27 protein-coding genes and 1 riboswitch are annotated in these 24303 nt (G+C 51.3%); of the genes, 9 read left to right on the plus strand and 18 right to left on the minus strand.

Annotation, left to right across the window (positions count from 1 at the left end; all coding sequences use genetic code 11):
- Positions 1-31: 31 nt before the first annotated feature.
- From ABXS88_RS02780 to ABXS88_RS02810, 7 genes are read right to left on the minus strand one after another with little or no spacing between them, the layout of a single operon-like run.
- Entirely contained in the window at positions 32-343 is a 312-nt protein-coding gene (locus ABXS88_RS02780; RefSeq protein ID WP_353673667.1) for a 2Fe-2S iron-sulfur cluster-binding protein, read from the minus strand.
- Between the two features lie 6 nt (positions 344-349).
- Entirely contained in the window at positions 350-820 is a 471-nt protein-coding gene (locus ABXS88_RS02785; protein ID WP_353673668.1) for an allophycocyanin, read from the minus strand.
- A gap of 42 nt (positions 821-862) precedes the next feature.
- The gene (locus tag ABXS88_RS02790; RefSeq protein ID WP_353673669.1) at positions 863-1345 is read right to left on the minus strand and encodes a 2Fe-2S iron-sulfur cluster-binding protein; all 483 of its coding nucleotides are present in this window, start codon (positions 1343-1345) and stop codon (positions 863-865) included.
- Positions 1346-1363: 18 nt separating this feature from the next.
- Positions 1364-2029 carry a V4R domain-containing protein gene (locus tag ABXS88_RS02795; protein WP_353673670.1) on the minus strand — a complete coding sequence of 222 codons (666 nt, stop codon included), beginning with the start codon at positions 2027-2029 and terminating at the stop codon, positions 1364-1366.
- Positions 2026-2532 (minus strand): phycobilisome protein, encoded by a 507-nt coding sequence (locus ABXS88_RS02800; protein ID WP_353673671.1) that lies wholly within the window; start codon positions 2530-2532, stop codon positions 2026-2028. Before ABXS88_RS02800 ends, ABXS88_RS02795 begins: the two co-directional genes overlap by 4 nt.
- 11 nt (positions 2533-2543) lie before the next feature.
- Positions 2544-2921 (minus strand): hypothetical protein, encoded by a 378-nt coding sequence (locus tag ABXS88_RS02805; protein ID WP_353673672.1) that lies wholly within the window; start codon positions 2919-2921, stop codon positions 2544-2546.
- The gene (locus ABXS88_RS02810) at positions 2918-3643 is read right to left on the minus strand and encodes a V4R domain-containing protein (protein WP_353673673.1); all 726 of its coding nucleotides are present in this window, start codon (positions 3641-3643) and stop codon (positions 2918-2920) included. Before ABXS88_RS02810 ends, ABXS88_RS02805 begins: the two co-directional genes overlap by 4 nt.
- 966 nt (positions 3644-4609) lie before the next feature.
- On the opposite strand from ABXS88_RS02810, the gene ABXS88_RS02815 reads away from it, so the two are divergent.
- On the plus strand, positions 4610-6721 hold the full coding sequence (locus ABXS88_RS02815) for an EAL domain-containing protein (protein WP_353673674.1): 2112 nt from the start codon (positions 4610-4612) through the stop codon (positions 6719-6721).
- On the opposite strand, the gene ABXS88_RS02820 is transcribed toward ABXS88_RS02815, so the two are convergent.
- Positions 6711-7331: a VWA domain-containing protein gene (locus tag ABXS88_RS02820; RefSeq protein ID WP_353673675.1), complete on the minus strand. Its 621-nt coding sequence runs from the start codon at positions 7329-7331 to the stop codon at positions 6711-6713. The genes ABXS88_RS02815 and ABXS88_RS02820 overlap by 11 nt on opposite strands.
- A gap of 242 nt (positions 7332-7573) precedes the next feature.
- On the opposite strand from ABXS88_RS02820, the gene proS reads away from it, so the two are divergent.
- From proS to ABXS88_RS02835, 3 genes are all read left to right on the plus strand, one after another.
- The gene (gene proS, locus ABXS88_RS02825; RefSeq protein WP_353673676.1) at positions 7574-9577 is read left to right on the plus strand and encodes a proline--tRNA ligase; all 2004 of its coding nucleotides are present in this window, start codon (positions 7574-7576) and stop codon (positions 9575-9577) included.
- A 2-nt stretch (positions 9578-9579) separates the two neighbouring features.
- Complete coding sequence (gene menH / locus ABXS88_RS02830; protein WP_353673677.1) at positions 9580-10374, plus strand: 2-succinyl-6-hydroxy-2,4-cyclohexadiene-1-carboxylate synthase; 795 nt, start codon at positions 9580-9582, stop codon at positions 10372-10374.
- 101 nt (positions 10375-10475) lie between these two features.
- Positions 10476-11015: a phycobiliprotein lyase gene (locus ABXS88_RS02835; protein ID WP_353673678.1), complete on the plus strand. Its 540-nt coding sequence runs from the start codon at positions 10476-10478 to the stop codon at positions 11013-11015.
- Here the strand turns inward: ABXS88_RS02835 and murG are convergent.
- Complete coding sequence (murG, locus tag ABXS88_RS02840; protein WP_353673679.1) at positions 11008-12066, minus strand: undecaprenyldiphospho-muramoylpentapeptide beta-N-acetylglucosaminyltransferase; 1059 nt, start codon at positions 12064-12066, stop codon at positions 11008-11010. The genes ABXS88_RS02835 and murG overlap by 8 nt on opposite strands.
- Before the next feature lie 128 nt (positions 12067-12194).
- Between murG and ABXS88_RS02845 the strand changes: the two genes are divergently transcribed.
- The 3 genes from ABXS88_RS02845 to ABXS88_RS02855 are packed head-to-tail and all read left to right on the plus strand — an operon-like array spanning position 12195 to position 14399.
- The gene (locus ABXS88_RS02845; RefSeq protein WP_353673680.1) at positions 12195-12980 is read left to right on the plus strand and encodes a hypothetical protein; all 786 of its coding nucleotides are present in this window, start codon (positions 12195-12197) and stop codon (positions 12978-12980) included.
- Positions 12981-12983: 3 nt separating this feature from the next.
- Positions 12984-13292 carry a hypothetical protein gene (locus tag ABXS88_RS02850; RefSeq protein ID WP_353673681.1) on the plus strand — a complete coding sequence of 103 codons (309 nt, stop codon included), beginning with the start codon at positions 12984-12986 and terminating at the stop codon, positions 13290-13292.
- A gap of 6 nt (positions 13293-13298) precedes the next feature.
- Entirely contained in the window at positions 13299-14399 is a 1101-nt protein-coding gene (locus ABXS88_RS02855; RefSeq protein ID WP_353673682.1) for an alpha/beta fold hydrolase, read from the plus strand.
- Here ABXS88_RS02855 and ABXS88_RS02860 read toward each other — a convergent pair.
- The 8 genes from ABXS88_RS02860 to ABXS88_RS02895 all read right to left on the minus strand — a co-directional run bounded on the left by ABXS88_RS02860 (position 14368) and on the right by ABXS88_RS02895 (position 22199).
- Positions 14368-15930 carry a Na+/H+ antiporter gene (locus ABXS88_RS02860; RefSeq protein ID WP_353673683.1) on the minus strand — a complete coding sequence of 521 codons (1563 nt, stop codon included), beginning with the start codon at positions 15928-15930 and terminating at the stop codon, positions 14368-14370. The two genes, ABXS88_RS02855 and ABXS88_RS02860, sit on opposite strands and share 32 nt — an antisense overlap.
- Positions 15931-16039: 109 nt before the next feature.
- Positions 16040-16243 carry a hypothetical protein gene (locus tag ABXS88_RS02865; RefSeq protein WP_353673684.1) on the minus strand — a complete coding sequence of 68 codons (204 nt, stop codon included), beginning with the start codon at positions 16241-16243 and terminating at the stop codon, positions 16040-16042.
- 102 nt (positions 16244-16345) lie between these two features.
- Complete coding sequence (locus tag ABXS88_RS02870) at positions 16346-17041, minus strand: HAD-IA family hydrolase (protein ID WP_353673685.1); 696 nt, start codon at positions 17039-17041, stop codon at positions 16346-16348.
- Between the two features lie 30 nt (positions 17042-17071).
- Complete coding sequence (locus ABXS88_RS02875) at positions 17072-18265, minus strand: NAD(P)/FAD-dependent oxidoreductase (protein WP_353673686.1); 1194 nt, start codon at positions 18263-18265, stop codon at positions 17072-17074.
- Positions 18266-18452: 187 nt separating this feature from the next.
- A complete protein-coding gene (locus tag ABXS88_RS02880; RefSeq protein ID WP_353673687.1) occupies positions 18453-19580 on the minus strand; it encodes a hypothetical protein in 1128 nt (375 codons plus the stop codon).
- A gap of 150 nt (positions 19581-19730) precedes the next feature.
- Positions 19731-20507 (minus strand): type 1 glutamine amidotransferase, encoded by a 777-nt coding sequence (locus tag ABXS88_RS02885; RefSeq protein WP_353673688.1) that lies wholly within the window; start codon positions 20505-20507, stop codon positions 19731-19733.
- The gene (gene hisD / locus ABXS88_RS02890; RefSeq protein WP_353673689.1) at positions 20504-21814 is read right to left on the minus strand and encodes a histidinol dehydrogenase; all 1311 of its coding nucleotides are present in this window, start codon (positions 21812-21814) and stop codon (positions 20504-20506) included. Before hisD ends, ABXS88_RS02885 begins: the two co-directional genes overlap by 4 nt.
- Before the next feature lie 37 nt (positions 21815-21851).
- Positions 21852-22199: a YbaB/EbfC family nucleoid-associated protein gene (locus tag ABXS88_RS02895; RefSeq protein WP_353673690.1), complete on the minus strand. Its 348-nt coding sequence runs from the start codon at positions 22197-22199 to the stop codon at positions 21852-21854.
- A gap of 174 nt (positions 22200-22373) precedes the next feature.
- Here ABXS88_RS02895 and ABXS88_RS02900 point away from each other — a divergent pair, with 174 nt between their 5' ends.
- Positions 22374-23153, plus strand: coding sequence for a DUF429 domain-containing protein (locus tag ABXS88_RS02900; protein WP_353673691.1), 780 nt, complete (start codon positions 22374-22376; stop codon positions 23151-23153).
- Between the two features lie 18 nt (positions 23154-23171).
- On the opposite strand, the gene ABXS88_RS02905 is transcribed toward ABXS88_RS02900, so the two are convergent.
- On the minus strand, positions 23172-23603 hold the full coding sequence (locus ABXS88_RS02905) for a DUF4278 domain-containing protein (RefSeq protein ID WP_353673692.1): 432 nt from the start codon (positions 23601-23603) through the stop codon (positions 23172-23174).
- 35 nt (positions 23604-23638) lie between these two features.
- A riboswitch (Glutamine riboswitch) is annotated at positions 23639-23703 on the minus strand.
- A gap of 108 nt (positions 23704-23811) precedes the next feature.
- Here ABXS88_RS02905 and smpB point away from each other — a divergent pair.
- On the plus strand, positions 23812-24285 hold the full coding sequence (smpB, locus tag ABXS88_RS02910) for an SsrA-binding protein SmpB (protein WP_353673693.1): 474 nt from the start codon (positions 23812-23814) through the stop codon (positions 24283-24285).
- The last annotated feature ends 18 nt before the right edge of the window (positions 24286-24303 follow it).

Here is a 24303-nt window from a genome sequence, read left to right on the forward strand (position 1 = left end):
AGACTTACAAACGAGAACAATGAGCACAAAACTAACCAAAAATCTCCTCCGATTGGTGGGTTAAAACCTTGCAATTAGAGGTAGGGGTCGCGGAGCAGAGGAGAACATAGCCGGACTTCAGCTCATCGGGCTTTAGGAAGGAGAGGGCCTTTTCCGTCTGTTCGACAGTTCCTTCCAGTAGAACACCGAGGCAATCAAAACAAGCCCCCGCACAGCAGGAGTAAGGTAATTCAATCCCGGCTTCTTCGGCGATATCCAAAATAATCTCATCCTCGCCGACCATGATGGTCTGGTTCAGTCCCTTGGCTTCATTCACCAGGGTTACCGAGAATTTTGTACTCATTTTTGTCTAGTTACTCAAAATGGTGTGGTCGAGTTTCAGGGCCGGTAAGACCAGATTCGCTTCCTCGGGGGTGAGAAATTCCTGGATCACATCCTGAATTACCTTGTAGCTGATCTTGGCGTAGTCGGTGTAGTTGTAGGCCCGGACAATGGTTTGATACCAAATCAGTAGGCCTTCCCGCAGGCGATCCAGGTCATTAAACAAAACGGCGGTCACCGAACAGCGAAAGACATTGGTCATATCGCGGCGACAGATTTCCGTCACATCCCGTTCTCCCATGTGGAAGGTGTCTTGCTTGAGGCCGTGCTTGACGGCTTCCCAACGATGGATAATTTGCTCTTCTTGGTCGCGGATTTTTTCGTAAGCACTCAGGCGCTGGTCAGCGGAGTCGAGGTAATCCTGTAAAAATTGCAATTCCGCATCGCTAGCGTAGCGGCCGTCGGCATCGATACTGAGGCGAGTGAGTTGTTTGAACATGGGCGTCAATTCCTTAGGATAAAAAGTCATCATGGAGACCACCTAGGCCTCTCGGGTTTTAGCCAGAAAATCCTTGGCTTCCACTTGAGTGTCTTGGAGTTGGCTAATCATGGAGCGGGTAATCAACTTACCGGCTTCTACCAACACAGCCCCCGTAATGGGATGGAGGATATTGTCTTCCGCACGGCGGCCAATTAAGTCTTCGATGTTGTCAACCGCGCTGATGTAGAGACCAGAGGGGAGTTCCACCACGACCCCTTCACCCAAGACCCTCGCCTGACAGGCGAGGCGGGAAAATTTATTAGAGGTCGTAATCACTTCTAGGGTGCGCTGTTCCCGACGATTGAGAGGAGAAAGGCTTTCCATGCCCTGGGTGATATAGACATGACAGGTGGCGCACATGCCCCGGCCACCGCACTCCTTCATGACTTGCAGGTCTTTACTGAGCAGGCCCGATAGCAAATTATCGTTCGTTTGAATGGCGACTTCAACATTAATCGGGTCCAGCTTAATAATTTTGGCCACGGAAGCATCCTCCTCGGGTTAATTTTGCTGACGGCACAATAGTTCCATGATGGTAGCGTGGTCATGGCCCTCTGTCAGCCAAGCAGGAACGGATTTCAGCCGTTCGGCCAAACCGATGATCAACAGATTCCGGTCGGCCCCCAAGGACTCACACTGGGTTTGTTCGCAATGCAAATTTTGGCCGGTTAACTGGCTAAAAAAGGCACTCAAGATACCCGCTTCTAGAAAGCCCATGGGCCGTTTACCCTGGGGTGCCGTGGCAATAAAAGGAGAATTGCTGACCTCTGCCACAATGAAACCCTGCTGGTAATATTTCAGATCAATATCGAGTACCCCCCAGCCGTGGGACTTCCAGCATTGCTTCAGGCATTGCAAAAACTGTACCATTTCCATCTGGGCCAAAGGCTGTTCGTAGTATTCCGCCAATTCGTCAGCAAAGCGCTTGTAGAAGGCTGTTCCCCAGGTTTTGCCACAACTCCGCAAGGCAATCCCTGCTCCACTGCCGAGTTCCGCGTCCAGGGCCGTAAACAGGCCCTTGAGCAGGGTATCGGGCAGGGCCAGCAGACGGGCACCACTGCGGTTTTCCAATAGGCCAAATTCATTGTCCCCCTGGAGATAAACATCGGGGGCAAAGTAATTGCCCTTGAGGGGACGGGATTGAATTAAATTACTAACGTTAATCATCCTTGCTCTCCTGCCATACTAAGTTGCTCGGGTTGGGGTTGGGCCTGGCCTAGCACCGTGGTCTCTGCCTGGGCCAAGAAGGGCCGGAGCAGGGTGAATTGGGCTTCCGGTAGGGCTTCCTGGAGGTATTGGACGAGGGCCTCAGCGAGGGTATTTTCAATGGCATGTAGATCATGGGCAGTGACCATATCCCCCAGCCACTCCAGTAGTCGATACTGTAAATATTCGGGATTGCTGAGGAGCATACCCATGGCACTATAGCGGAGGATACTAATCCAGTGGAGCAGGGCCTTTTCTAAGGTCGGGGTTGGGGTATCGGGGTAGGCCATCTCCAGACGATCTGCTAGGGTCTGGAAAATGTCGAGTTCATGGTCTCGTAGGTAACGGTAGGCGGCGAGGCGTTCCTGCAAGAGTCCCAAATGCTTTTGAAAGGAAGCGACCTCCAGGGCATGGAGGTAATGATCCTCAGCACGGTGAAATAAACGTTCAAAATCTCTTTGCATGGCGGTAGAACCTAAAATAAACCGGATAAATCAGTGAGATCAAGGTCGGGAGCCGTTGCGACGAGGGGAGTAGGCCGGGCTGCAGAAGCTTCTTGCACGGGGGCCTGGGCATTAAAGCGCCGGAAAAAATCAGCAACGGATAGGGTCAGAGCCGGGGGAGTTTCGGTCACGGCCACTGGTGGGGAGATCTCGGACTGAGACGGATGGGCCTTACCCAGCCAGTTAACCTGTTGGAGGAAATTCCCCACGCTTAGACAAACAAGGGAGGGTAGGGAGGATACCTCTTCCGGGGAGAGGCTCGGACTCAGGACTACGGCATCGCCTGACCAGTTGTAGCCTTGGAAAAATTCGTGAACACTCACCCCAGCCCAATGGACTTGTGGGCTCATTTCAAATACTCTCCGTGGTTGAGTTTGGTCTCAATATCCTTGGCGTTGGCCCCCTCATTGAGCCAGAAGGTGGCTGCATCAATACGGTCTTGTTTGCCAATCAGGAATTTGCAGTAGGTTTCCCCCATGGCGTAGCACTGGATTTCAATGCAATTCAGGGATTTTTTCACTAATCGGCTAAAGAAGCCCGCCAACAGGCCAGCGTAGATATGACACACGGGTTTGCCAACATTCCCCAGGGTGCGTGCCACGGCCGAATCGAAGATATCGACGAAGAGAAAACCATTTTTCTGCTCACTGAGGTCAATGGCCCAGTTCCCCCAGCCTTGGGCTGTAAATGGCCACCACCATCCTTCGAGGACGTAGTTGAGGTTTAATTCATTAAGGGAGCTGGTGTAGCCAAATTCTGTCAGAAACCATTGGTGGAAAAACTCTGCGTCGTAGTGCCCCCATTCCTTACCAATGTTGTACATAACCACACTAGAGGCATTGCCGACTTCTTCTTGTAATCCATCGATCAGGCCGATAATGAAATCTTCGCTGGTGAGTACGTTGCGACAATTATTCCAATCAACGATCGACCCCGTGGCCATCTGGAAACAGAAAAAATCCTCCACTTGGTAGTGATGATGTTTTTGGGGATGAATTTTTCTTAAGGTATGCTCAAGCATCGCGTTAGACTGAGCAGCAGATGTCGTTTGATTAAGGGAGGTTAAAACCATGGATTGAATCCCCTCAAGAGAGTTGAACTGACATTAGAAGTTATAGGTAGCGCTTCCGTATTCTAAACACTTTTTCCCAGGGAATTCCTCGGTGTTTTCGAGGAGGCTTGATGTAATTCCCCCGACCTATCCGTATTTTTTCGTAGGCTAAAACGCTACCGATACAGGCCTTTCGACCCAGAAATAGCCACCCTCGCAACCCAGTGGCCAAGAGAGCTCCCTTGGATCACTTAAGTTTATATTTATTGGTATATTGCCCATCCTAGGGATAATTAATAAAAATTACCGAGGGAAGAGAATAACGACTTGAGACCGGCTTTTTATTACTTTTATCGTGCCATATTAAAAGGTGACGTTTGATTTCTCTGTAACAAAACGTAGTATGAAATCCCGCTACATTTTTTTATATTTCTTCAAGAAAGATAACAATCCCGATTTTGTTAAGAATTGATCATTTTGTTATCATAAATTTTCACTGCATCCTGTCGGAACGATTCATTAAACTCGTTCTTATATACCATGTATACATAATGAGACCGGTGTCTTCCCTTAACCTAAGATTAAGGTAAAGGCTTAAAAATAGAGAAAATGTGATCTTAAAGTTAGCAGAATTTGTCTTTTAGGGTTTCTTAGCCGTCGCTTGGTTCGAGCATGAGCTGTTGCTTGCTTCAGACATACCCAATATTTCCATTTTTGATACTTAATGGTTGCTTAACCCCTGAGCTATCCGCTTTCTGGTAAAGGCGTTACCTCAGTAAGGGGAGAGCCTTATACCTTTTTTTGAGAGCATTGTGGTCTTACCAAGGTGGCAGGGGGATGACGAAAAACCAGATTGTTAGGATAATTTTAGAACAGATTCTCCTCAACCAATAGCTCAATTCGCGCCAGAATAACAACGCTAGAGTTGTTTTGTTAGACACTATTATCTTTGTACTTTCCTGACTTGTCCTGCTCGCCGCCTCTGCCATGTTGCATCGCCTGGTTATCGATTCACCATCCTTCAAACAGGTTATTCGTCTACAAAATGCTTGCTATTCCATCGGCAGACACCCCAGTAATACCATCGTTATCCCCTCTCCCCAAATTTCCCGCAAACAAGCCACTCTCCTCAAAAAAATTGGGGCCATGGGAGAGACCTCCTTCCACATCATCGACGGAGACCTAGAGGGAAATCGAAGTCGTAATGGATTATGGATTAATGGGGAGTCTTATTTAGAGTATGAGCTTCAGCATGGGGATGTGATTGCCCTCACCGAAGAGATCAAACTGTTCTATCAGGTCTTGGTGACGCTCCCGGACGAGGATACCAGTCCCAGTCAACCCCAGCGCTATTTCTTGGATACCGAGCCTGAGGGGGCCCTGCGTTTGCCCCAGGAACAATGGGAAGTCACCTTTGCGAAGGTTAATGACCTAGGCGACCTACCCCAGGAAACCCTCAAAAAACTGGCCTCAATCATTGAATACAGTCCCTATCCCATGGTGGAAACGGATTATTTCGGTGAAATTACTTATGCCAACAACGCAGCACTCCAACGTTTTGAAACCCTCTACGACCTCAAGACCGAACACCCCATTCTCAAGCATCTTTTACCTCAGGCCACAGAAACCAAGGACTATTCGATTCAGGTTCGCGAAATTAAGATCAAAGACAAGTTCTACGAGCAACATATCCACTACTTGCCCGAAAGCCAGTTTATCCGCAGTTATATTTTCGACATCACTGAGCGCAAAGTGGTGGAGCAGTCCCTCAACTACCAGGCCTTTTACGATCCCCTAACGGACTTGCCCAATCGTTTTCTGTTTAAGCAAGAACTCGGCGCGGCAATCCGCAAACGAGAAAAAGAACGGGATTTTTTAGCGGTAATTTTTCTAGGCTTTCGGGATTTTCAATCTCTGAACGATACCCTCGGCCATACCATCGCCGACGAGGTGCTCTGTTTTGTGACAGAACGCCTGGGGGCCTATATCCGAGTGGGGGATCTCCTGTGTCGTTGGCAGGGGGATGAGTTTGCCTTGCTCTTAACCTCCTGTCCCGACCGAGGCGAGGTGGAAACCGTGGTGGAACGCATCCTGGGGGCCTTGAAACGTCCTTTCTTGATCGCCAATAACCCTCTCTATCTGCAAGGTCACATTGGCATCGCCTGCTATCCCCAGGATGGTGATAATGCCGAGGCCCTGTTGATGAACGCCAATGCCGCCCTCAATGATGTTAAAAGCCTCAGCGGTCGCCGCTACGCTTTCTATGAGGCCTCGATGACCTCCCATCAATTTACGCGGATTCAACTAGAGCACGCCCTGCACCAGGCCCTGGAGCGGGAAGAGTTTCTGCTCTATTACCAACCCCAGATTAATGTCCGTACGGGGCAAGTCTCCGGGGTGGAGGCCCTCTTGCGTTGGCAACACCCTGAGCAAGGTTTAGTCTCTCCGGCCAAATTCATTCCTGTTCTGGAGGAAAGTGGCCTAATTATTCCCCTAGGTGAATGGGTGATTCGCAAGGCCTGTCAGCATTATCTCCAGTGGCAATGTCATCTCGACCCCAATTTTCGCATTAGTATCAATCTCTCCCCTCGGCAGTTCCAGGAGCCCGATCTCTTGCCCATGGTTTTGCGAGTTCTCGAAGAGGTGAATCTAGATCCCCAGTACTTAGAATTGGAGGTAACGGAAAGTGTGGTGATGCACAACGTCGCAGCGGCCAAGATTACGCTGGATGCCTTTCGGGCGGCGGGGATTCACCTGTCTATGGACGACTTTGGCACGGGCTATTCTTCCCTGGCTTACCTTAAGAGTTTTCCCTTTAATACCCTCAAAATTGACCAGGCCTTTGTCCGGGATTTACTCCATACCCCCGAAGATACGGCCATTATTCAGGCCATGCTCACCCTCGGCCAGGGCTTCCAACTCAAGATCGTGGCCGAAGGAGTGGAAAGTGAGGCCCAGGCTCGTCTGCTTTACCAATTAGGTTGTGAGGAGATGCAGGGCTATTGGTTTAGCCACGTGCTATCCCTTGCCGAAATGACGGATTTTCTACAGGCTGGCCCGGTTGCCCGCTATGGCTTAGGCCACGAGTCTAGTCCGTAATGGCCTTAAGCAGAACATCCCCCAGACTCATTCCCTGCATATCCTCCATGGTGATCGTGTCTACAATATCGAATTTGGCCCCAGCGGCCTGGAGTTGGTCATCCAGGGCCTGGAAAAAGGCCGTGGCCTGTTTATCGCGGCCTACTTGAATTAGGGAAATGGCCAGCTCTTCATCTCGGTCAATGGCATTACTGGCCTCGAGGATCAACCGAATGACCGCTTTGCGGTCGCTGGGTTCCCCATCGGTAATAATCAAAAACGTTTCGCCGTTAGCCTTCGTCTGGTTATTAATCTTGCGCTGGAAGTAGTTGTCTAGAGCATCCTTGAGAGCACTAGCCAGGTCAGTTTTACCCATGGGTTCATTGAGGCGATAGATCTGGCTGATCTTATCTGCGGTGACATTGTCGTAGCGTCGAAAGCGACCGGAAAAAAGATAAACCGTGATGCCATCGGGGTCAATTTCTTCACACTTTTGGGCCAGGGCCAGGGTAGATTCCTGGGCCAATTCCCAACGGGTTTTTCCCCCCGGACTATCGGCAGTGGCCATGCTACTGCTTTTGTCGATCATGAGGGTGTAGTCTCGGTTTTCGAGCATTGAATGGCTGGTCATAACATCTCTAGAAAGATCAATAAATCTTGTGAAAAGTCTGCTGGGAGCTGGGGGAACGGGCCATTCCTCCCATTGTTTGAGGGAAAGGAAAACGGTTTAGGCTCGTCCCCATCGGTTTTGAACCCAATTTGGCTTTAAGTATAGCGAGGGGCCCGACTTTGCGCACCTTAAGACTTTCCGGCCTTGAGTTGACACGGCTTTCGCGGGATAATAATCCGGCAATGCTTGCAAGGAAATCAGCTATGCGACTCACTCAGATGCTCTTGGTCACGTTGCGGGATGACCCGGCGGATGCCGAAATTCCTAGCCATAAACTGCTGTTGCGGGCGGGCTACATTCGGCGCATCGGGAGTGGGATTTATGCTTATTTACCGCTGATGTGGCGGGTTTTGCAAAAGGTTTCCCAGATTGTCCGGGAAGAAATGAATGCTACGGGGGCCCAGGAATGTCTATTGCCCCAACTGCAACCCTCGGAACTCTGGCGGGAGTCGGGGCGCTGGGACACCTACACCCAAGCGGAGGGGATTATGTTTGCCCTCACTGACCGCCAAGAACGGGAACTGGGCCTGGGGCCGACCCATGAAGAAGTGATCACTGCCATTGCCAAGGATATGATCCGCTCCTATCGGCAACTCCCCGTCAACCTCTACCAGATTCAAACGAAATTTCGGGATGAAATTCGCCCGCGTTTTGGCTTGATGCGGGGCCGGGAATTCATTATGAAGGATGCTTACTCCTTCCATGCCGATGAAGCGAGCTTGAAACAAACCTACGCCGCTATGGATCAGGCCTATCGCCGCATTCTGAGCCGCTGTGGCCTTGCCTTCCGGGCCGTCGATGCCGACTCCGGGGCCATTGGCGGATCGGGTTCCCAGGAATTTATGGTGCTGGCCGATGCCGGCGAAGACGAAGTGCTCTATACCGAGGATGGGCAATACGCCGCCAACGTCGAAAAAGCGGTTTCCCGGCCCGCCGAGGCAGTGGCTTCTCCCTTTCCAAAACTGGAAAAACGCGCCACCCCTAACTGCAACACCATTGACAGTCTGGCCCGTTTTCTAGATTGTTCGCCCACTTGTATTGTCAAAAATGTCCTCTACACCGCTGTTTTTGATAATGGTAAAACGGTGCTGGTGCTAGTGAGTATCCGGGGTGATCAAGCGGTCAATGAGGTGAAACTCACCAACGAATTAACCAAATTAGCCGCCAACTACCAAGCAAAAACCATCCTGGCCCTGACGATTCCCGATGAAGCTAACCTGGATAAGTTGACTGCTCGACTTTTACCGCTGGGCTATCTGGGCCCAGATCTCAGCGATGACTATATTGATAAGATTCGTTTAGCATGGACAGAAAATGATTTACGAAATGAGTTAATTAACCGGACTAGCAAAGACTTTATTAAAGATCTGATTGAGAATCTGAGTCCTGCCAGCAAAGGACTATGGACATGGCAAGAGATTAAAAACTACGCTGAGAAGTACAAAAATCGTTACTATGACATATTCGTTGAGCTTATTCGATTGGAGGGAAGCAAACCACAGTCTGAATTTCTGCGCCTAGTAGATCAAACGGCTGTGGATCTCAAGCATTTTGTCACCGGGGCCAACGAACCCGGCCAGCATCTACTGGGGGCTAACTGGGGGCAAGACTTCCCGCAACCTACCCGGATTGTGGATGTGCGGACTGCTCAAGTTGGCGATCAGGCGATTCATGATCCCCAGCAGACCCTTAAAACCGCTAGAGGGATCGAAGCGGGCCATATTTTCCAATTAGGCACCAAATATTCCCAGGCCCTGGGGGCCACCTACACCAACGAAGCTGGGGAAGAAGTGCCCTTGGTGATGGGTTGCTATGGCATTGGCGTTTCCCGTCTGGCCCAGTCCGCCGTTGAACAAAGCTACGACAAAGATGGCATTATCTGGCCCGTGGCTATTGCCCCCTACGAAGTCATCGTGTGTATTCCTAATATCAGTGATACGGAGCAAGTCCAGGCCGCGGAAACCCTCTACCAAGAGTTACAGACGGCGGGTATTGAGGTGTTGTTGGACGACCGCAATGAACGGGCCGGAGTGAAATTTAAGGATGCGGATCTGTTGGGTATTCCCTACCGCATTGTGACCGGCAAATCCCTGAAGGAGGGCCGAGTAGAAGTGGTGACGCGGGCCAATAAAGAGGCCCAATTGTTACCCTTAGCGGAAGTCGTGGCGACTCTTAAAAATTGGATTACGGCCGCTAAACAAGCCTAGCAGTGGCCATCCATTTCTACGCTGAAACCTGCGGCAACCAGAAGGCTCCTCCCCTACTGTTGCTCCATGGCTTTCTGGGGGATCACCGGGATTTTGCCGCTGTCATTGCTGAATTAAAGCAGGATTTCTACTGCATGGCAGTGGATTTACCCGGCCATGGCCAGACGCAAGTAGTGGGCGATCTAGATCAATATAGTTGGCAGGCCACAGCCCAAGGCCTGATCCAATGGCTTCCCACCCTGGCCCGGCCCCCCTGGCATCTGTGGGGTTACTCCCTGGGGGGCCGTTTGGCCCTGTACTTGGCCCTCACCTATCCCCATTATTTTGCGCGGGTTATTTTAGAATCCACCTCACCGGGCTTAACCACGGAAGCAGAACGTCAGCAGCGCCGACAGCAAGACCAGGCCTGGATAGAACAACTCCAAAGTCGGCCCTTCGAGCAATTTTTAAAAAACTGGTACGCTCAAGCCCTTTTTCAATCTCTGCGGAGTCATCCTGAATTCCCAGCCCTGTTCCAACAACGCTTAGACAATCGGCCCCAGGCCCTGATCCAATCCCTGCGTTACCTTGGCCTTGGGAATCAACCCAGTCGTTGGCCTGACTTGGCTATGTTGCCGATGCCCGTCCTGCTTTTAGCCGGAGAACAGGATCCAAAATTCTGTCAGCTAAACCGGAAAATGCTGGACTTGATTCCCCAGGGCCAGTTCCATTGCTTTCAACAAGCGGGCCACAACCTCCATTGGGAACAGCCCCAAGCCATTGTTGCCGTCGTCAGAGATTTTTTAAATAGTCACTGACTGTAAAGCAGGGAAAGTAGCCGTGGCGACAGACCGTGATGTAACATTACTTTAAGTTTTGTTGACGCTGTTTTCTTGTTGTGCTTTAACTACCTATCCCTATGACGTCCCCCGTGCTGACTGCTTCATCCTTGGAAACCCTGGCCACCTCTTTTTTTCAGCAGAGTGCTGGCCAGTGGCATTCCCAACGCCGTTACTACACCCTCAATCCCACCATTGAAACCCAAGAGGTGGAAAGTGAAATCCAGGTGCGGTTTTTGCTGCCCGATTGTCCAGAATTAGAACATTTAGCCAAATTGCACGGCTTAGAGGACTCCCGGCCCTTTGTCTGCGGCACCCATGTCAGTTGGCGCAGTAGCTATCCAGGACAGACCCGCAAGCCGGGTAAAGGCGAAACCCTGTTTGGAGTGCGGGGTAATCTCTTGTACCGAGACCGGGGCTTTGCCACTCCCAAGCCGATTATGGCCCTCTATAACTTTTCCAATGCTCAAACCATGACCCTGCGCAGTGAGTACGGTGGTTCGGTATTTGAGGAGGAACTCAAATTGATCAGCCAACAGTACCGCACACGGCAAACGATTATTTCCCGAGCTGGCGAAGAGCAAATGATTGGCCAATACCTGGAAAAACGCCTCAGTTAAGACTGGCCCTGACTAAAACGGCCAACTGCTCGGCACTATCAACGATGGCTAAACGACGACTGGCTTCGGCCATGGCCCGGCGTTGGTCGGGGTTCTGGAGTAATGCCAATACTTGCTGTTCTAATTGGTCGCTGGTGAGTTCTCGCTGGGGATAAACCTCGGCGGCCCCGGCCTCTGCAAAGACGCGCGCATTATAACTTTGGTGGTCTTCGGCGGCAAAGGGATAGGGAATGAGGATTGCCGGGGTTTGGGTAATAGCCAATTCCGTTAAGGTTCCGGCTCCGGCTCGGCTAATGGCTAGATCGGCCCGTTGCAGGAGACCGGCCATGTTGTCGTAGAAAGGCAGGGCCTGGTAATGGGGATGCTGAAAGGTTTCGGCTTCTGGATCGTTCTGGCCGGTCAAGTGGATAATTTCGGCCCCAGCGGCCACCCAAGCCGGAATACAGGGCCGCACCCGTTGATTCAGGGGCAGGGCCCCTTGGGAGCCTCCCGCCACTACGATTAAACAACGCTCTGGGGAAATGGGCAGGTCTAGGGGCTGGGGAGAGCGAAAGGGTTCTCGGACAGGAGTCCCCACCCAGTGGGTCGTTATTTTAGGCAGATATTTTGCCGTGCCTGCAAAGCCAATGGCCACACAATGGCACCAGCGCCCCAGCCAGTAGGTGACTTTCCCCGGAATAAAATTGGATTCGTGGAGAATGACGGGAATGCCCAAACTTTTGGCGGCCAAAATCGTGGGCCCGGCAATATAGCCACCAGTGCTACACACCACATCAATGCGACGCTCCTGGAGCAGACGACGCACCTGGAAGATCGCACCAATCAATTGGCCCAGAATTTTAAGGGTTTTCAGACTGGGTTTCCCCTGGAAACCCGTGACGGTAATGGTATGCAGGGGATAGTCCTGTGGCACCAGGGTTTGTTCCAAGCGGTTAGGAACGCCGAGCCATTCGATCTGGTAATCGGGCAACTGCTGGGCCAGGGCCAAGGCCGGAAATAAATGGCCCCCGGTACCACTGGCGGCAATCAGTAGGCGAGTCGGCTCAGTCATAATTTTTGCAGTCGCATGTCAGTTGGTAAGGGCCGAGAGTTAATATATCTTGTACGGAGCTTCTCCGAGCAATTTTCCTGATGCTTCCTTCCGGTAGGCTTTCCTCAGTAATGCTGTCATTTTCTTCCTTGTCTCGCCCTTCTGGGCATCGCCCCCTGTCCTGGTTATTAGCGTTCCTTTTGGGAGCTGGAGGGGCCTGGCTAGGCCAGCCTCGCCAACTCCAGGCGGCGGAACCGGTTCCGTCCCAACTCCAGGGCCTGGTGACGAAGTTTGATACCGTAGCTAATCGTCATGACCTGGCCCTCCTCAAATCTCTCTACAGTGATAATTTCAGTACGGTCGATGGCCTGAATTTTGCGGCTTTTGAACAGGCTTTGCAATCCCTATGGAAACAGTACCCTAATATTCAGTACCAAACGCAAATTCAATCCTGGCGTCAAGAGGACCAGCAATGGATTGCCCAAACTCAAACTAATATCGAAGCTAGTACTGAATGGCAAGGCCAACCGGCTAAATTTCGTAGTGTCATCGAATCCGAACAAACTTTTGCTGGGGAAAAATTAGTACGTCAGAAGATTCTGTCGGAAAAAATCAGTTTAACGGCAGGGGCCAAACCGCCGGAAGTCGAAATCCGCTTACCCCAGCAAGTTAAACCTGGCCAGGAATACGATTTCGATGTCATTTTACAGGAACCTACCGGGGATAATCTCTTGGCGGGTGTCGCCTTTGCCCAGGGAATTACACCAACCAATTACACCCGCCCCGCTCCGATTAACCTAGAACTGCTCCAAGCGGGGGGCCTCTTCAAACGTGGCAAAGCCCCGAGCCAAGCGGCACCCCAGTGGTTATCGGCCGTACTGGTCAGCCCGGAAGGCATGACTTGGGTAACGCAACGATTACGAGTGGAGCCCTAACCGATGGGAGTCGATACCAAAACCATGCCTAAATTGCCTTTACTATTATTGTTTGCCACCCTAAGCGGTATGGGAATTAGTGCCTGGATTACCTTCCACTTGGGGGACAAGGCCCTCCAGGGCGTGGCTCAACCCGCAACTAACCCTGTCCAGAAATTATTTGACCAGACCAGTCCAATAGCTGGGGAAAGTAAACCACTGGTTAAGTTCCAACCCCTAGATGCAACCAAGGTCGAAAAGGAAGTCCGGGTCTATATTCAACAACAACAAAAGAAACAACGGCCGCCCCAACCGAGTGCTTCTAAGTCCTAACGCGCCATGTCTTTATCGTTTAAACCACCTTGGTTCCTGCGTTCAGGCCTGGCAATGACCCTCTACACGGCCCTCGGGGCTCAACGTCAGGGCTTTCAGCAATTGGCCCTAGGAGAACCGCTCTACGAAGCTCAGGTTTTGTTCGGGGCCGGCGGTGTGCCGCTGTTTACTTGGTTGGCCCGACCGGCCCGACCCAAGGGAACCCTGATTGCCACCTACGGCATTACGGGAGACCTAGAGAATCAATGGTTTTTACGTCTGCTAGGCCAGCAGGCCTACCGCCAAGGCTATGCGGTTCTGTTATTTGACTGGCGGGGCCATGGTAAGACGGCTCCATTGTCGCCGACCCTGACCTCTGATGGCCTCTACGAGGGCGAGGATTTTGTCCACCTAGCGGCCCAGGCCAAGGCCTTGGGGTGTCCGGCCCCTTTCTGGTTAGCAGGCTATTCCCTGGGGGGCCAATTGGCCCTGTGGGGGATCTACAAATCTCAATCGGTGCAGGATTGGGGGCCGCAACTAGCGATCCAAAGTGAAGAGATTGCCGGTGGGGTAGCCCTCTGTCCCAGCCTGGAGTCGGAACGTTCCCTGCGTTATCTCATGGCCCATCCCATTGGGCGTTTCTTGGAACAGCGCATTACCCAAAATCTCAAGCAGTTGGCCCACCAGCTTTATCAGTACCATCCCCAGGCCTTTAATCCGGTGGCCATTGAACGGGCCAATAGCATCTGGAGCTTTGACCAGGAGTTGGTGATCGGCCGCCTGGGGTTTGCGTCGGTGCCGGACTACTACCAAGCCAGTAGCGCTCTGACCTTGTTGCCCCAACTCCATAAGCCTACCCTGATTCTTTACGCCGCCGATGACCCCCTTTTTGACCCGACCCTGATCCCGGAACTGCAAGCTATCGCGCAAGGCAATCCCGCCCTAGACCTGGCCCTTACCCAATACGGGGGCCATGTGGGCTACATCAGCAGTCGGCCCTGTCAAGCAGAGTGGGGAGATCCCGACCCGTGGTGGGCCATCCATCGGACGCTCCACTGGCTCCAGGCCGGGACATCTGCCATTCAAGCTTCTCGCGCTAACTGGGGTCTGGTTCCGTCACCAGGGTAATCAGCACCGGGGCCAGATTTTCATCCAGACGTCCTTCTCGAATCAGCTCAGCGTAAGTTTCGGCTTCGATATCCAGCAGTTGGGTGTCGAACTTTTTGGCCGCTACCTCTTTGAGTTGAGGGTGGCTTTGCATAAGGGCCTGGAGTTTATCTTTCACACTGGCTAGTTGGCCCTCCACCAGTTCCTGCTTGTAACGGAACAGTTCCGCATCAATTTCGGGAAAATTATCCTTTTGTTCCAGTTTGGCCAGTACCCGCATCAGGGCCAGTTGCCGAGACACCAGTTCCGCGTATTCCTGCCGCAGGGGTTGGTCTCCGATCAAGTCTAGGGATTTGAGCACGAATTGCATCGTTAGGCCTTGTACCAGCAGGGTAAACAACACCACCCCAAAGACAATATCAATCAATTCTTGGCGAAAGGCGATACTCTGGGGCACGCTTAGGGCCAAGGCAATGGACACCGAGCCCCGTAAACCGCCCCACCAGAGAACCGTTTGTTCTTGCCAACGGATATTACTCTGGGCCAACCAATTCCCCAGGGTGCTTAGGCCGAAGACACTCACCAAACGGGTCAGTACCATTGCGAGAATAGCCACGCCGATTAAGGGAAGATGACTCGCCAAGTTGGCAAAACGAATTTGATCGCCAATCAGCAAAAAGATAATGGAATTGACGAAAAAAGCCACAAATTCCCAAAAAATACTGACAATCAGCCGTGTGCGGGGATTCATGCCAATGCGTGAGCCGTAGTTACCCAGCACAATGCCTACTACCACGACTGAAATCACCCCTGAGCCACCGAGTTCCTCCGCCAGGAGATAGGCCCCGTAGGCCGCTACCAGGGTCAAGGACTGCTCCACAAAGGGTAAATCAAAGCGTTGAGTCAGTAGAGATAGGCTAAACCCAATGGCTAGGCCAATACCAACCCCAATACCCACAAAGGTAAAGAAATGGGCCACGGTTCCTGACAGGGAGAAGGTTTCCGTGCCCAGGGGAATGCCCACCAACAATAAAAAGGCCACCACGGCCACGCCATCATTGAAAAGGCTTTCCCCCTCCATCAAGGTCGTTAGTTTTTTACTGGCCCCGAGTTCCTTAAACAGGGCCACCACCGAGACCGGGTCGGTTGCGGAGAGGGCCGCTCCTACCAGCAAGGCAATGGGCAGGGCCATACCGTTGAAATAGTTGAGGGCTAAGGAAATGCCTAGGACGGAGATAATGACCCCGATAATAGCCAAGAGGGTAATGGCAAACCAATTGGCCTTGAGCTTCCGCCAGGATAAATTCCAGGCCGCTTCAAAGAGCAGAGGCGGTAAAAAAATTTCTAGGATCAGTTCCGGCGATAGATTGACCAAGCGTACGTCGATAAAGGCCAGGCCCATGCCCACCATCACCAACAGCAGGGTATAGGGAATCTTACGGAGCAGGGGAACGGTGCGGGAGAGGGTTGCAACGCTTAGGGAAACTGAAAGCACAATGAGGAAGGGCTCTAGGCTTTCAGAAAAATTCACGGGATTGGCTTCAATACCCACGGAGACATTTCCTCAGTGACCAATGACCCTATCATTATGCCCAAAAAACTAAACTCCCCGTAAAATTGAGCGAGGAGTCGAAATCACGATTGCGTAAGTCTTGTTATGGCTAGTAGGCCAGGGTTTCCAGGGTTTGGCGCAGGTAATGTCTCACTTGATGATCCAGGGCCTGAACGGTGGCATCCGAGTCTTCCACTTGGTCTTCTTGCCAACATTTGAAACCAGAACTGGCAGCAATAGCTTGCTTGAGACTATCCCACACCATGGAGTCCGTGGGTAGGGGCGGCTCGGAGAAAAGGGTTGCATTACTCATTATTTTTCTCGCTCTGTCTTTAAATGATGGTCTCACTCATTCCCAAGGTTAGCGCAATCAGGTCAAGATAAACCGCCATCTTTGCTACTATTGTCCTAGAATTTAGGCTGGGGCTCGTTCTAGCAAAAAAGCTTTCAATCCTGCGGTCTGGGCACCGTAGTAGTCCTCCTGGGGGCTATCGCCGATATGCCAGGCCTGGATCGCTTCTGTTTCGTGCAGGGCCAGGGCCTGGTAAAAGATCTGACGATGGGGTTTGGCCACGGCACAGCGGGAGGAGTAGAGAATGGTCGTAAAGTAGCTATCTAAGCCCAGTAGGCGCAGGATTTGCTCCAGTCGGCTGTCAAAATTAGAAATCACACTCAGGGTCACGCCCCGAGCTTGCCAATACTGGAGAGTCGGCAAGACATCAGGATAGAGAATCCAGGGGGCAGTAGTGGCAAAATGGTTGTACAGTTCCTGGAAAAAAGTCTCAAAGTTAGCGAACTGGGACAACAGACCCACTTGGATAAAGGCTTGGGCGGCCAACCGATACCACCACTGAAATTCTAAGCGGGCTAATTTTTCTGCATTCGCCTCCCCAAAGGCTAGGGGGGGCGCACTACGAAAAGTTTCAAAAAAAGCTGTGGTCAGGGCCGATGGCTCCACCGTTACCCCATGGCGGGCTGCAATGGCCCCATAGATTTCCCCCACGGTTTGCCGTAGGCCAAATAGGGTGCCCATGGCATCAAAAAAAATGACTCGGGGCGGGGCCGTCGCCTCGGGGGCGCTGAGGAGGTCGTTTAGGTCAGTAATAATCATGGATGAGGAGTCAAGAAGGGAATCAAAAATCTAGGTCTGGAGCAGTTTGAACAGGGGCTGAGTTAACCAATTCAGTCCAACGGTGAGTTGGTGTTGCCAGGTGGGAAAACGGTAGAGATAGACCAAACGACGGGCAATGACAGCGGCAGGGCCCGACAGTTGGAGACCCAGACCACTCAGGGTGGCCGTATCAGTTCCCAACGATAACATTTCCCCCAGGGCCTGGTAGCGGAAGGGCAAGAGGGGACGCTGGGTCATTAAGGCCCAAAGATTCCAAGCGCAGTAGTCCGCCTGCTGGAAGGCCACCTGGGCCGTGGCAGGAACGCCTTGGCCCGTCGCATCTCGACAATCGGCCGCATCACCGAGGGCAAAGAGATGGGGAAAGTCCATCACCTGGAGGCAGGTATTAGTCGTCAATCGGCCCTGGCTGTTGTGGGGCAGAGGCAGGGCCTGGATCAGCTCAGAAACCTGGGTTCCCACCGTCCACAGTACTAAATCCACGGGAATGCGATCTTCTTGGCCCTTGTAGCGCAGGGTCAGGGCCTGGGCTTCAAGCTGACACACCTCTGTTTCGAGATCCAACCAAACACCTTTCTCGGATAAGGCCGCTTGGGCCGCCAGACGATTGGACTCTGGGGAAGTACCCAGGATTGTGCTACTCCGTTCGATTAAACGAATCCGGCCCCGTTCTCCCAGACGGTCACTCAACTTACAGGCCAGTTCCACTCCACTGTAGCCACCGCCCACCACCGCAATCCGGATTTTTTCAGCGAGGGATTGTTCCAACTGGCGCAATCTTTCCTTAACTCGATAGGCATCCCCTAGAGTACGGAAGCCCAGGGCATAGTCTTTAATTCCAGGGATATTTGGCACGGGCATTTGGCCCCCGAGGGCAATGACCAGGTAGTCGTAGCCCATTGCCGATGCGTCTTGCAGTTCAACTTGTTTTTGAGGAATATCAATCCGGGTCACTTCCCCTTGCACAAACTTTATATTGGTTCCCGCCAACAGTTCCGTAAAGGGAGGAGCAATTTCCCACGTTTGCATCTCATCGCTCATCAGTTCGTAGAGAAACGGCGCAAAGAGAAAACGGTCTTGGCGGTCAATCAGGGTAATTTCCGGTACAGAGACCGGTTCCCAGGGAAGTTGGCTCAGGCGGAGGGCTGTATAGAGGCCACCAAACCCGCCACCGAGAATGCAGATACGTGAACGCGGTTCAGTCATGGTTCGCAAGGTGATAGCGGCAAAGGTTCTTTGATATTCTAAACGCTTGGCTTCCTAGAAAGGGGTTGGGAAGTGAGGAGAGACATAATCGCCGGAATAGACCCGCCCAAATAGTGTAAATGCATTGAATCTGGCTGACATAGACCTTATTTGGCTAGTGACCACCTCTAAGCTTTTTCCCTGATAACTAGGAAATAATGAACCGTATTACAATAAATAGATAACCTAACAAAGACAAGATTTGAATAAGTTTGCCACCTATCACGATACGATTAATCGTGTGTGCTTTAAAGACTTTCTTATCAGTTTCTAGAATATTTATCCCCCAAACAAAAAAGAAAAAGACGATCATTGAAACTAAATAACTATGGGTGTATAACTCATCTAAAAATGTTAAATAAGAGGTCAAAGGCAAGCTTTCTCGATAGGCTTGCTGCATAAAAATCAAGGTTAGTAAAGCCGTGGGTGGAATTGCTAAGCGAGTCTCCCCTAAGCTGACATCTAAACTAGGGGCAATGAGAACAATCATCATTACAATAACAATGGGAACAATCCATTTCACAAAAGATGCAAGGGCATTCGTTTGATAAAAGACTTGGACGACTACTTGACTTTTTTGATTAAATTTCTCCTGAAGGAGTTTAGATTTTGTTCGTTTAATAACAGGTTTAATAGTGGCTCCCAACAGTTGATAGCCATTGATGGTTGAACTTTCACCCAGCAATTCTGATTGATCATCAAAGGGAATTAGGACGACATTATTATCCATCAATGATTGTAGAGCTGAGCTTTCTTCTAAAACAAAAGGTAGGATTAATTGATTAAAGGGAGAGTGATGAAAGTCAAGCTCATTGACATAAAATTGTCCTGAAAATCGATATTTTTGGCGATAGCGTTGATTACCAAGAGCTTCGACGTTGGTAGTGGCAATTTCAATACTGGAGTTCCAGGGTTCAATTTGATTCGCAAATTGAATTAAATTAAGGCGATCAATCTTATTTTTTGCCACTAAATCTTGAACGGCTTGGGGCCATTCTAACCAAAAATATCCCCCGGCAAAGTAGGTTTTATCTTTGAGGGAAGGATGGTAAATATTTTCAATATTAACCATTAATTTAATGGGCAAGATTGATGGAGATTTAAGCTCCTCAGAACTGAGCTGAAATGTCTCTTCTATCAAAGGAAGTTGGAGATCTTTTTGATGACGCCATTCCCTTGGAGTAGACTGGCTTGAGTGCAGGCCGTAAATCCCCAATAAAATGAATAAACCAATGAAAAATAATAAAAGGTAATTGAGCCTTTTTGAGGTGATCATTATTAGTCTTAAAATATTTAAATAATAAGATAATTACCCATTCTCTGGCTTTCATGGCAAAGACAAGATGGCTGCTTTTTAAAACAAGCTGGCTATGGTTCTCTTCGCCTAAGCTCAAGTTGGTCATTTTTAGCTATTCCGAGGCCGGCACTATTCAAGACGCTTAAGCATAGCGGCCCGGGCCTGGTTAGCGAGTTGATCCTCTAGAGGCGCTAGGGCCACTTCCGTTTGATATTTTCGCTCCAGGGCCTTTTTCAGTAACCAATCCGCAATAAAAGGATTTTTCGGCAGTAGAGGGCCATGGGCGTAGGTCGCAATGGCCTGACGATAAAAGGCCCCTTCGTACCCATCTTCACCGTTATTACCGTAACCCTTGCTGACCTTACCAAGGGGAGCCACGGATTGCAGATAGGTTCGTCCCCCGTGGTTTTCAAAGCCAATCACAATTGGGGATTCCCCCGTCAAGGCCCGCAATTCCTGGGCCAGCGGTTCGGCCGTGATCTCAAAGACAACATTGCCGATACAGCGTTTGGCCTGGGGGCCGGGATGTTTACTGACTAAATCCAGTAGGCCCAACCCTTCAATGCGCTGGCCCTGGGCGGGTTCGTAATAATGGCCTAATAATTGGGGCGAGCCACAGGTAAAAACCCCTGGAGTGTTGGCTTCCAGTTGTTCTCGCAGGGCCTCGGCCTTGGCCCCGCGCAGATCGCGCATGACAATTTCCTGTTGCCGGTCTTGAGCCCCACCACCAACGATCACATCTACCTGACGAAAGGCACTGGCCTCGGCTGGTTGGTCTAGGGCAACAATTTCCACCGAAAAACCGCGCCACTGAGCTCGTCGTTGCAAACAAATCACGTTACCGCGGTCCCCGTAGGTACTCATCAGGGTCGGATAGAGCCAGCCAATTCTTAACTCCATGGTCATGGTTGAGCTAAATCTTCACGGACTTGGAGAGCCAGGGCATGGGCCGGAAAATCTTCGTAATGGGCCAAGGTTTTCACTGTTTCTTTCACACCAGCAAAACCTTCAGGGGTTAGATAAGCCAGAGTCGAACGTTTGAGAAAATCAAACACTGATACCGCTGAATAGGAACGGGCAAAGCCACCAGTGGGCAAAACTGCATTCACGCCAATGGCATAGGTAGCTGCCGAAGAAGGTGTATGCACTCCCAGTAAAATTTCCCCGGCATTGTCAATTTTTCCGACCAGGGCCAGGGGGTCTGCAACTAGGAGTTCTAGATGTTCCGGGGCGTACTCATTAATAAAATCGAGGGAGGCCTGGAGGCTATCGGTTAACAAAATCCCACCGTAGGCCGCTAGACCCGCTTCACAGAATTCCCTCCGCCAGGAGGGCAGTTGCTGGAGATAGGTCTCAAGATGGCCCTGGACTCGCTGGGCCAAGGTCTCGGAGTGGGTCACCAAAAGGGCCGCTGAATCTGGGCCATGTTCCGCTTCAATCAATAAATCAATGGCCGCTAGGCGAGGATCGGTGCTGTCATCCGCGAGCACAATCGATTCACTAGGGCCGGCCGGTAGGCCCACATCTACGGAGCCAAAAAGAATGCGTTTCGCCGCCGCGCCGTAGATACTACAGGGGCCAATCAGTTTATCTACTTTAGAAACGGTTTCTGTTCCCTGGGCCATAGCCGCGAGGGCCTGAATGCCTCCCAATTTGTAAACTTCAGAGACCCCCGCCATCCGGGCCGCCACCAGGGAAACTGGCTCAACCTTACCCTGGGAATCTGGTGGCGTACAAACCACAATTTTTTTGACGCCGGCCACCTGAGCCGGAACGGCCAACATCAACATCATGGAGGGAAAGGCCCCTTTGCCCCGCGGTACGTACAGGCCCACTCGGGGAATCGGGGTAATTTTTTCACCGGCAAATACACCGGGTTCAATTTCGGCTAAATGCATCGGAGCCGGCATTTGGCCCTGGTGAACTTTTTCGATATTCCGAAAGGCATGATCTACGGCTCGACGTAGGTCTGGATCTAGCTGTTGCTCCGCTTCTGCAAATTCCGCTTCGCTTACCCGCAAATTATCAGGGGTGGCCCCAGCATAGTCAAATTGACGAGCATAGTGAATCACCCCCTCATCTCCCCCCTGACGAATACGGTCAATCACTTGTTGGGCGATAGGTAGAACTTGGTCAATATCCAGTTCTGAGCGCCGGTGGAGCTTGGCCAATTCGGCTGATGTCAGGGTTGAGAGCTTGAGAATGCGGATCACAGGCAGTTGCTAGGGGTAAAAAGGCGTTGGCAGAAACCTACAGACCCGGTAAATTCAGGCCACTGGTCAGCTCTTCCATTTTAGAGCGCATGGTTTCCGTCGATTCGGCGTAGGCGGCCTTCATCGCTTCGGTAATCGATTGAGCCAAGGCCTCCGGGCCATTTTCCATGGCGGAAGCAGAGAGACTAATACCGATGGGTTCTTGGTTGCCGCTCATGGTTACCGTCACCAGGCCATCAGCACTTTTGCCCTCAATTACCATTTGCTCTAATTCTTCTTGGAGCAGTTTGGCGCCCTCTTGTACCTGCTGGGCTTTCTGAAAAGCGGCTTGTAATTCTTTAATTTTGCCGAGGCCGAAGCCAAATCCCTGTTTACCTTGTGTCATACGTCTTGCTGAGATGAGGACTGTTTAGCGGTGGGGCGGAGAGGCCCAATTGCCTGGTTGATTATACCCTAATCTTTCCCCTGGAGGGCCTTGAAAAAGGGTCGGTTGGCCTCGTAAGTTTTCCTAGCTTGAGGAGCCAGGGGGATCGTAAGATCAGCTTAAAATGCAGGGACTATGAAATTTATTGGCGTTGATTTGGGCTGGCGGACGGGAGCCAGTGGCCTGAGTTGTTTACAGTGGCAGGGTAATCAACTGCATTTACTAGAAACCACCTGTCGGCAAAGCTTGGCCGAGATCCTGGCCTGGATTGATGAAAAACTTCCCCTCGGAGAAGCGGGCCTGGTGGCCGTGGATGCACCGACCCTGATTCCCAATGCCACGGGAACCCGTTTACCCGACCGCCTCACCCATCGTTACTTTGGCAAATACCACGCCGGTTGTTATCCCGCTAATTTAGGCCGGCCCTTTGCAGAGCGCACAGTGAAAATGGGCCTCAAACTCGAACAACGGGGCTTTGTTCATGCCCCCACCATCCAACCCCAGCAACCAAGGCGCTATCAGATCGAGGTTTTTCCCCATCCAGCCATGGTGCATCTTTTTGGCCTAGAGCAAATTTTGAAATACAAAAAAGGTAAACTCAACGACCGCAAACAGGAAATTACAAAACTCCAGGCCTATTTGCAAACTGTTTTGCCAAGCCTGACCCCAGCGGTACGGTTTACAGACTCCAATGCTGACCTCTGGCAATCCCCCGCTTCTTTAACTGGCCCGAAGCTTAAGGTCTTGGAAGACCAATTAGATAGTCTTGTCTGTGCCTACGTCGGCGCCCATTGGTGGCACTGGGGGGCCGAAAAAAATTGGGTTCTTGGCGACTACGACCATGGCTATATCGTTGTCCCGACTCCCAACAAAAAGTCCCCCACAATGGAGGGACAAGCACAATTTATTCAATAGACTCAACGGCCGCGAGCCTTAGCTCATGGCGACACCCAAGCGAGCATAGCTTTCACGGGCATTGGCGGCCACTTTGCCTTGGATTCGGCCGGCATAGTGACTGACCTGTTCCCCAGATAGACCAATTTCTTCCGCCAAACGAACCAGCAGAGATTGCTGACGCTTCTTAATTACTTGGGTTTGACGCAGCAGACGATTCCGAGCCAGATCTTGCACCGAAACGGTTGGTTGAACCGGTTGGACGGTTGCTTGCACGTCTTCTGGGCGAGTTGGGTTAAAGGCAACCCCGCGATAGGTCAGGGTTACGTGGGGAGGAATAACGTAGGCTGGTTGACTGCGGCGGAAACGATAGTCCAGGCCCCGATATTTACCACTGAGTCCTAGGGGAGTTGCATCGACTGTAGGGACTTCAGGGGTTTCGTAGCTAACACCGCGATAGGTTAATTTCATGATTGGCGCTCCTCTGAGAGTGATGTTTTCAGTGAGGCGCGTTCCTTCGGGAATATTTCCTTACTTCCGTCTTTTTCCGTTTGAGAAAAAGATGAACGTTTTTATTTCTGTATATATTGTTACTGTTTGAAAGAAAAATGTCAAGTTATGGGCGATACATTCTCGGCTGGGTTGATCCGACTGCGGCCGGTGCTATGCTAAATAGGCTATGGCTAATCAAAAAGACACGAAAGAAGCAGTAAAAATCATCAGCGATAACCGCCAGGCCCGGCACCTCTACGAAATTCTGGAAACCTACGAAGCCGGAATTGAGCTGAAGGGGACAGAGGTCAAGTCGTTACGGGCCGGCAAGGTAAATTTACGGGATGGCTTTGCCATGATTCGGGACGGTGAAGCCTGGTTACTCAATGTGCATATCTCCCCCTACGACGCCAGCAGTCAGTACTTCAACCATGACCCCAAGCGCACCCGTAGACTGCTCCTGCATAACTGGGAGATTCGCAAACTTATTGGCCAGATCGAGCAAAAGGGCCTGACCTTGGTTCCTCTCAAAATGTATATGAAGGGCAGTTGGGTCAAAGTCTCCCTCGGCCTGGCTCGGGGTAAAAAACTGCATGATAAGCGCGAAACCCTCAAGCGTCGTCAGGACGAACGGGAAATGGCGCGTGCCCTCAAACGGTGAAATGCTATGATGAGGGGT

This window comes from Synechocystis sp. LKSZ1 (genome assembly GCF_040436315.1).
Taxonomy (GTDB): domain Bacteria; phylum Cyanobacteriota; class Cyanobacteriia; order Cyanobacteriales; family Microcystaceae; genus Synechocystis.

Excerpts from the sequence above, each read along its gene's own strand:
- ABXS88_RS02780 (WP_353673667.1), bottom strand. The coding sequence starts at position 343 with ATGAGTACAAAATTCTCGGTAACCCTGGTGAATGAAGCCAAGGGACTG.
- ABXS88_RS02785 (WP_353673668.1), bottom strand. The coding sequence starts at position 820 with ATGTTCAAACAACTCACTCGCCTCAGTATCGATGCCGACGGCCGCTAC.
- ABXS88_RS02795 (WP_353673670.1), bottom strand. The coding sequence starts at position 2,029 with ATGATTAACGTTAGTAATTTAATTCAATCCCGTCCCCTCAAGGGCAAT.
- ABXS88_RS02800 (WP_353673671.1), bottom strand. The coding sequence starts at position 2,532 with ATGCAAAGAGATTTTGAACGTTTATTTCACCGTGCTGAGGATCATTAC.
- ABXS88_RS02805 (WP_353673672.1), bottom strand. The coding sequence starts at position 2,921 with ATGAGCCCACAAGTCCATTGGGCTGGGGTGAGTGTTCACGAATTTTTC.
- ABXS88_RS02810 (WP_353673673.1), bottom strand. The coding sequence starts at position 3,643 with ATGGTTTTAACCTCCCTTAATCAAACGACATCTGCTGCTCAGTCTAAC.
- ABXS88_RS02815 (WP_353673674.1), top strand. The coding sequence starts at position 4,610 with ATGTTGCATCGCCTGGTTATCGATTCACCATCCTTCAAACAGGTTATT.
- ABXS88_RS02820 (WP_353673675.1), bottom strand. The coding sequence starts at position 7,331 with ATGACCAGCCATTCAATGCTCGAAAACCGAGACTACACCCTCATGATC.
- proS (WP_353673676.1), top strand. The coding sequence starts at position 7,574 with ATGCGACTCACTCAGATGCTCTTGGTCACGTTGCGGGATGACCCGGCG.
- ABXS88_RS02835 (WP_353673678.1), top strand. The coding sequence starts at position 10,476 with ATGACGTCCCCCGTGCTGACTGCTTCATCCTTGGAAACCCTGGCCACC.
- murG (WP_353673679.1), bottom strand. The coding sequence starts at position 12,066 with ATGACTGAGCCGACTCGCCTACTGATTGCCGCCAGTGGTACCGGGGGC.
- ABXS88_RS02850 (WP_353673681.1), top strand. The coding sequence starts at position 12,984 with ATGGGAGTCGATACCAAAACCATGCCTAAATTGCCTTTACTATTATTG.
- ABXS88_RS02855 (WP_353673682.1), top strand. The coding sequence starts at position 13,299 with ATGTCTTTATCGTTTAAACCACCTTGGTTCCTGCGTTCAGGCCTGGCA.
- ABXS88_RS02865 (WP_353673684.1), bottom strand. The coding sequence starts at position 16,243 with ATGAGTAATGCAACCCTTTTCTCCGAGCCGCCCCTACCCACGGACTCC.
- ABXS88_RS02870 (WP_353673685.1), bottom strand. The coding sequence starts at position 17,041 with ATGATTATTACTGACCTAAACGACCTCCTCAGCGCCCCCGAGGCGACG.
- ABXS88_RS02875 (WP_353673686.1), bottom strand. The coding sequence starts at position 18,265 with ATGACTGAACCGCGTTCACGTATCTGCATTCTCGGTGGCGGGTTTGGT.
- ABXS88_RS02880 (WP_353673687.1), bottom strand. The coding sequence starts at position 19,580 with ATGATCACCTCAAAAAGGCTCAATTACCTTTTATTATTTTTCATTGGT.
- ABXS88_RS02885 (WP_353673688.1), bottom strand. The coding sequence starts at position 20,507 with ATGACCATGGAGTTAAGAATTGGCTGGCTCTATCCGACCCTGATGAGT.
- ABXS88_RS02895 (WP_353673690.1), bottom strand. The coding sequence starts at position 22,199 with ATGACACAAGGTAAACAGGGATTTGGCTTCGGCCTCGGCAAAATTAAA.
- ABXS88_RS02900 (WP_353673691.1), top strand. The coding sequence starts at position 22,374 with ATGAAATTTATTGGCGTTGATTTGGGCTGGCGGACGGGAGCCAGTGGC.
- ABXS88_RS02905 (WP_353673692.1), bottom strand. The coding sequence starts at position 23,603 with ATGAAATTAACCTATCGCGGTGTTAGCTACGAAACCCCTGAAGTCCCT.
- smpB (WP_353673693.1), top strand. The coding sequence starts at position 23,812 with ATGGCTAATCAAAAAGACACGAAAGAAGCAGTAAAAATCATCAGCGAT.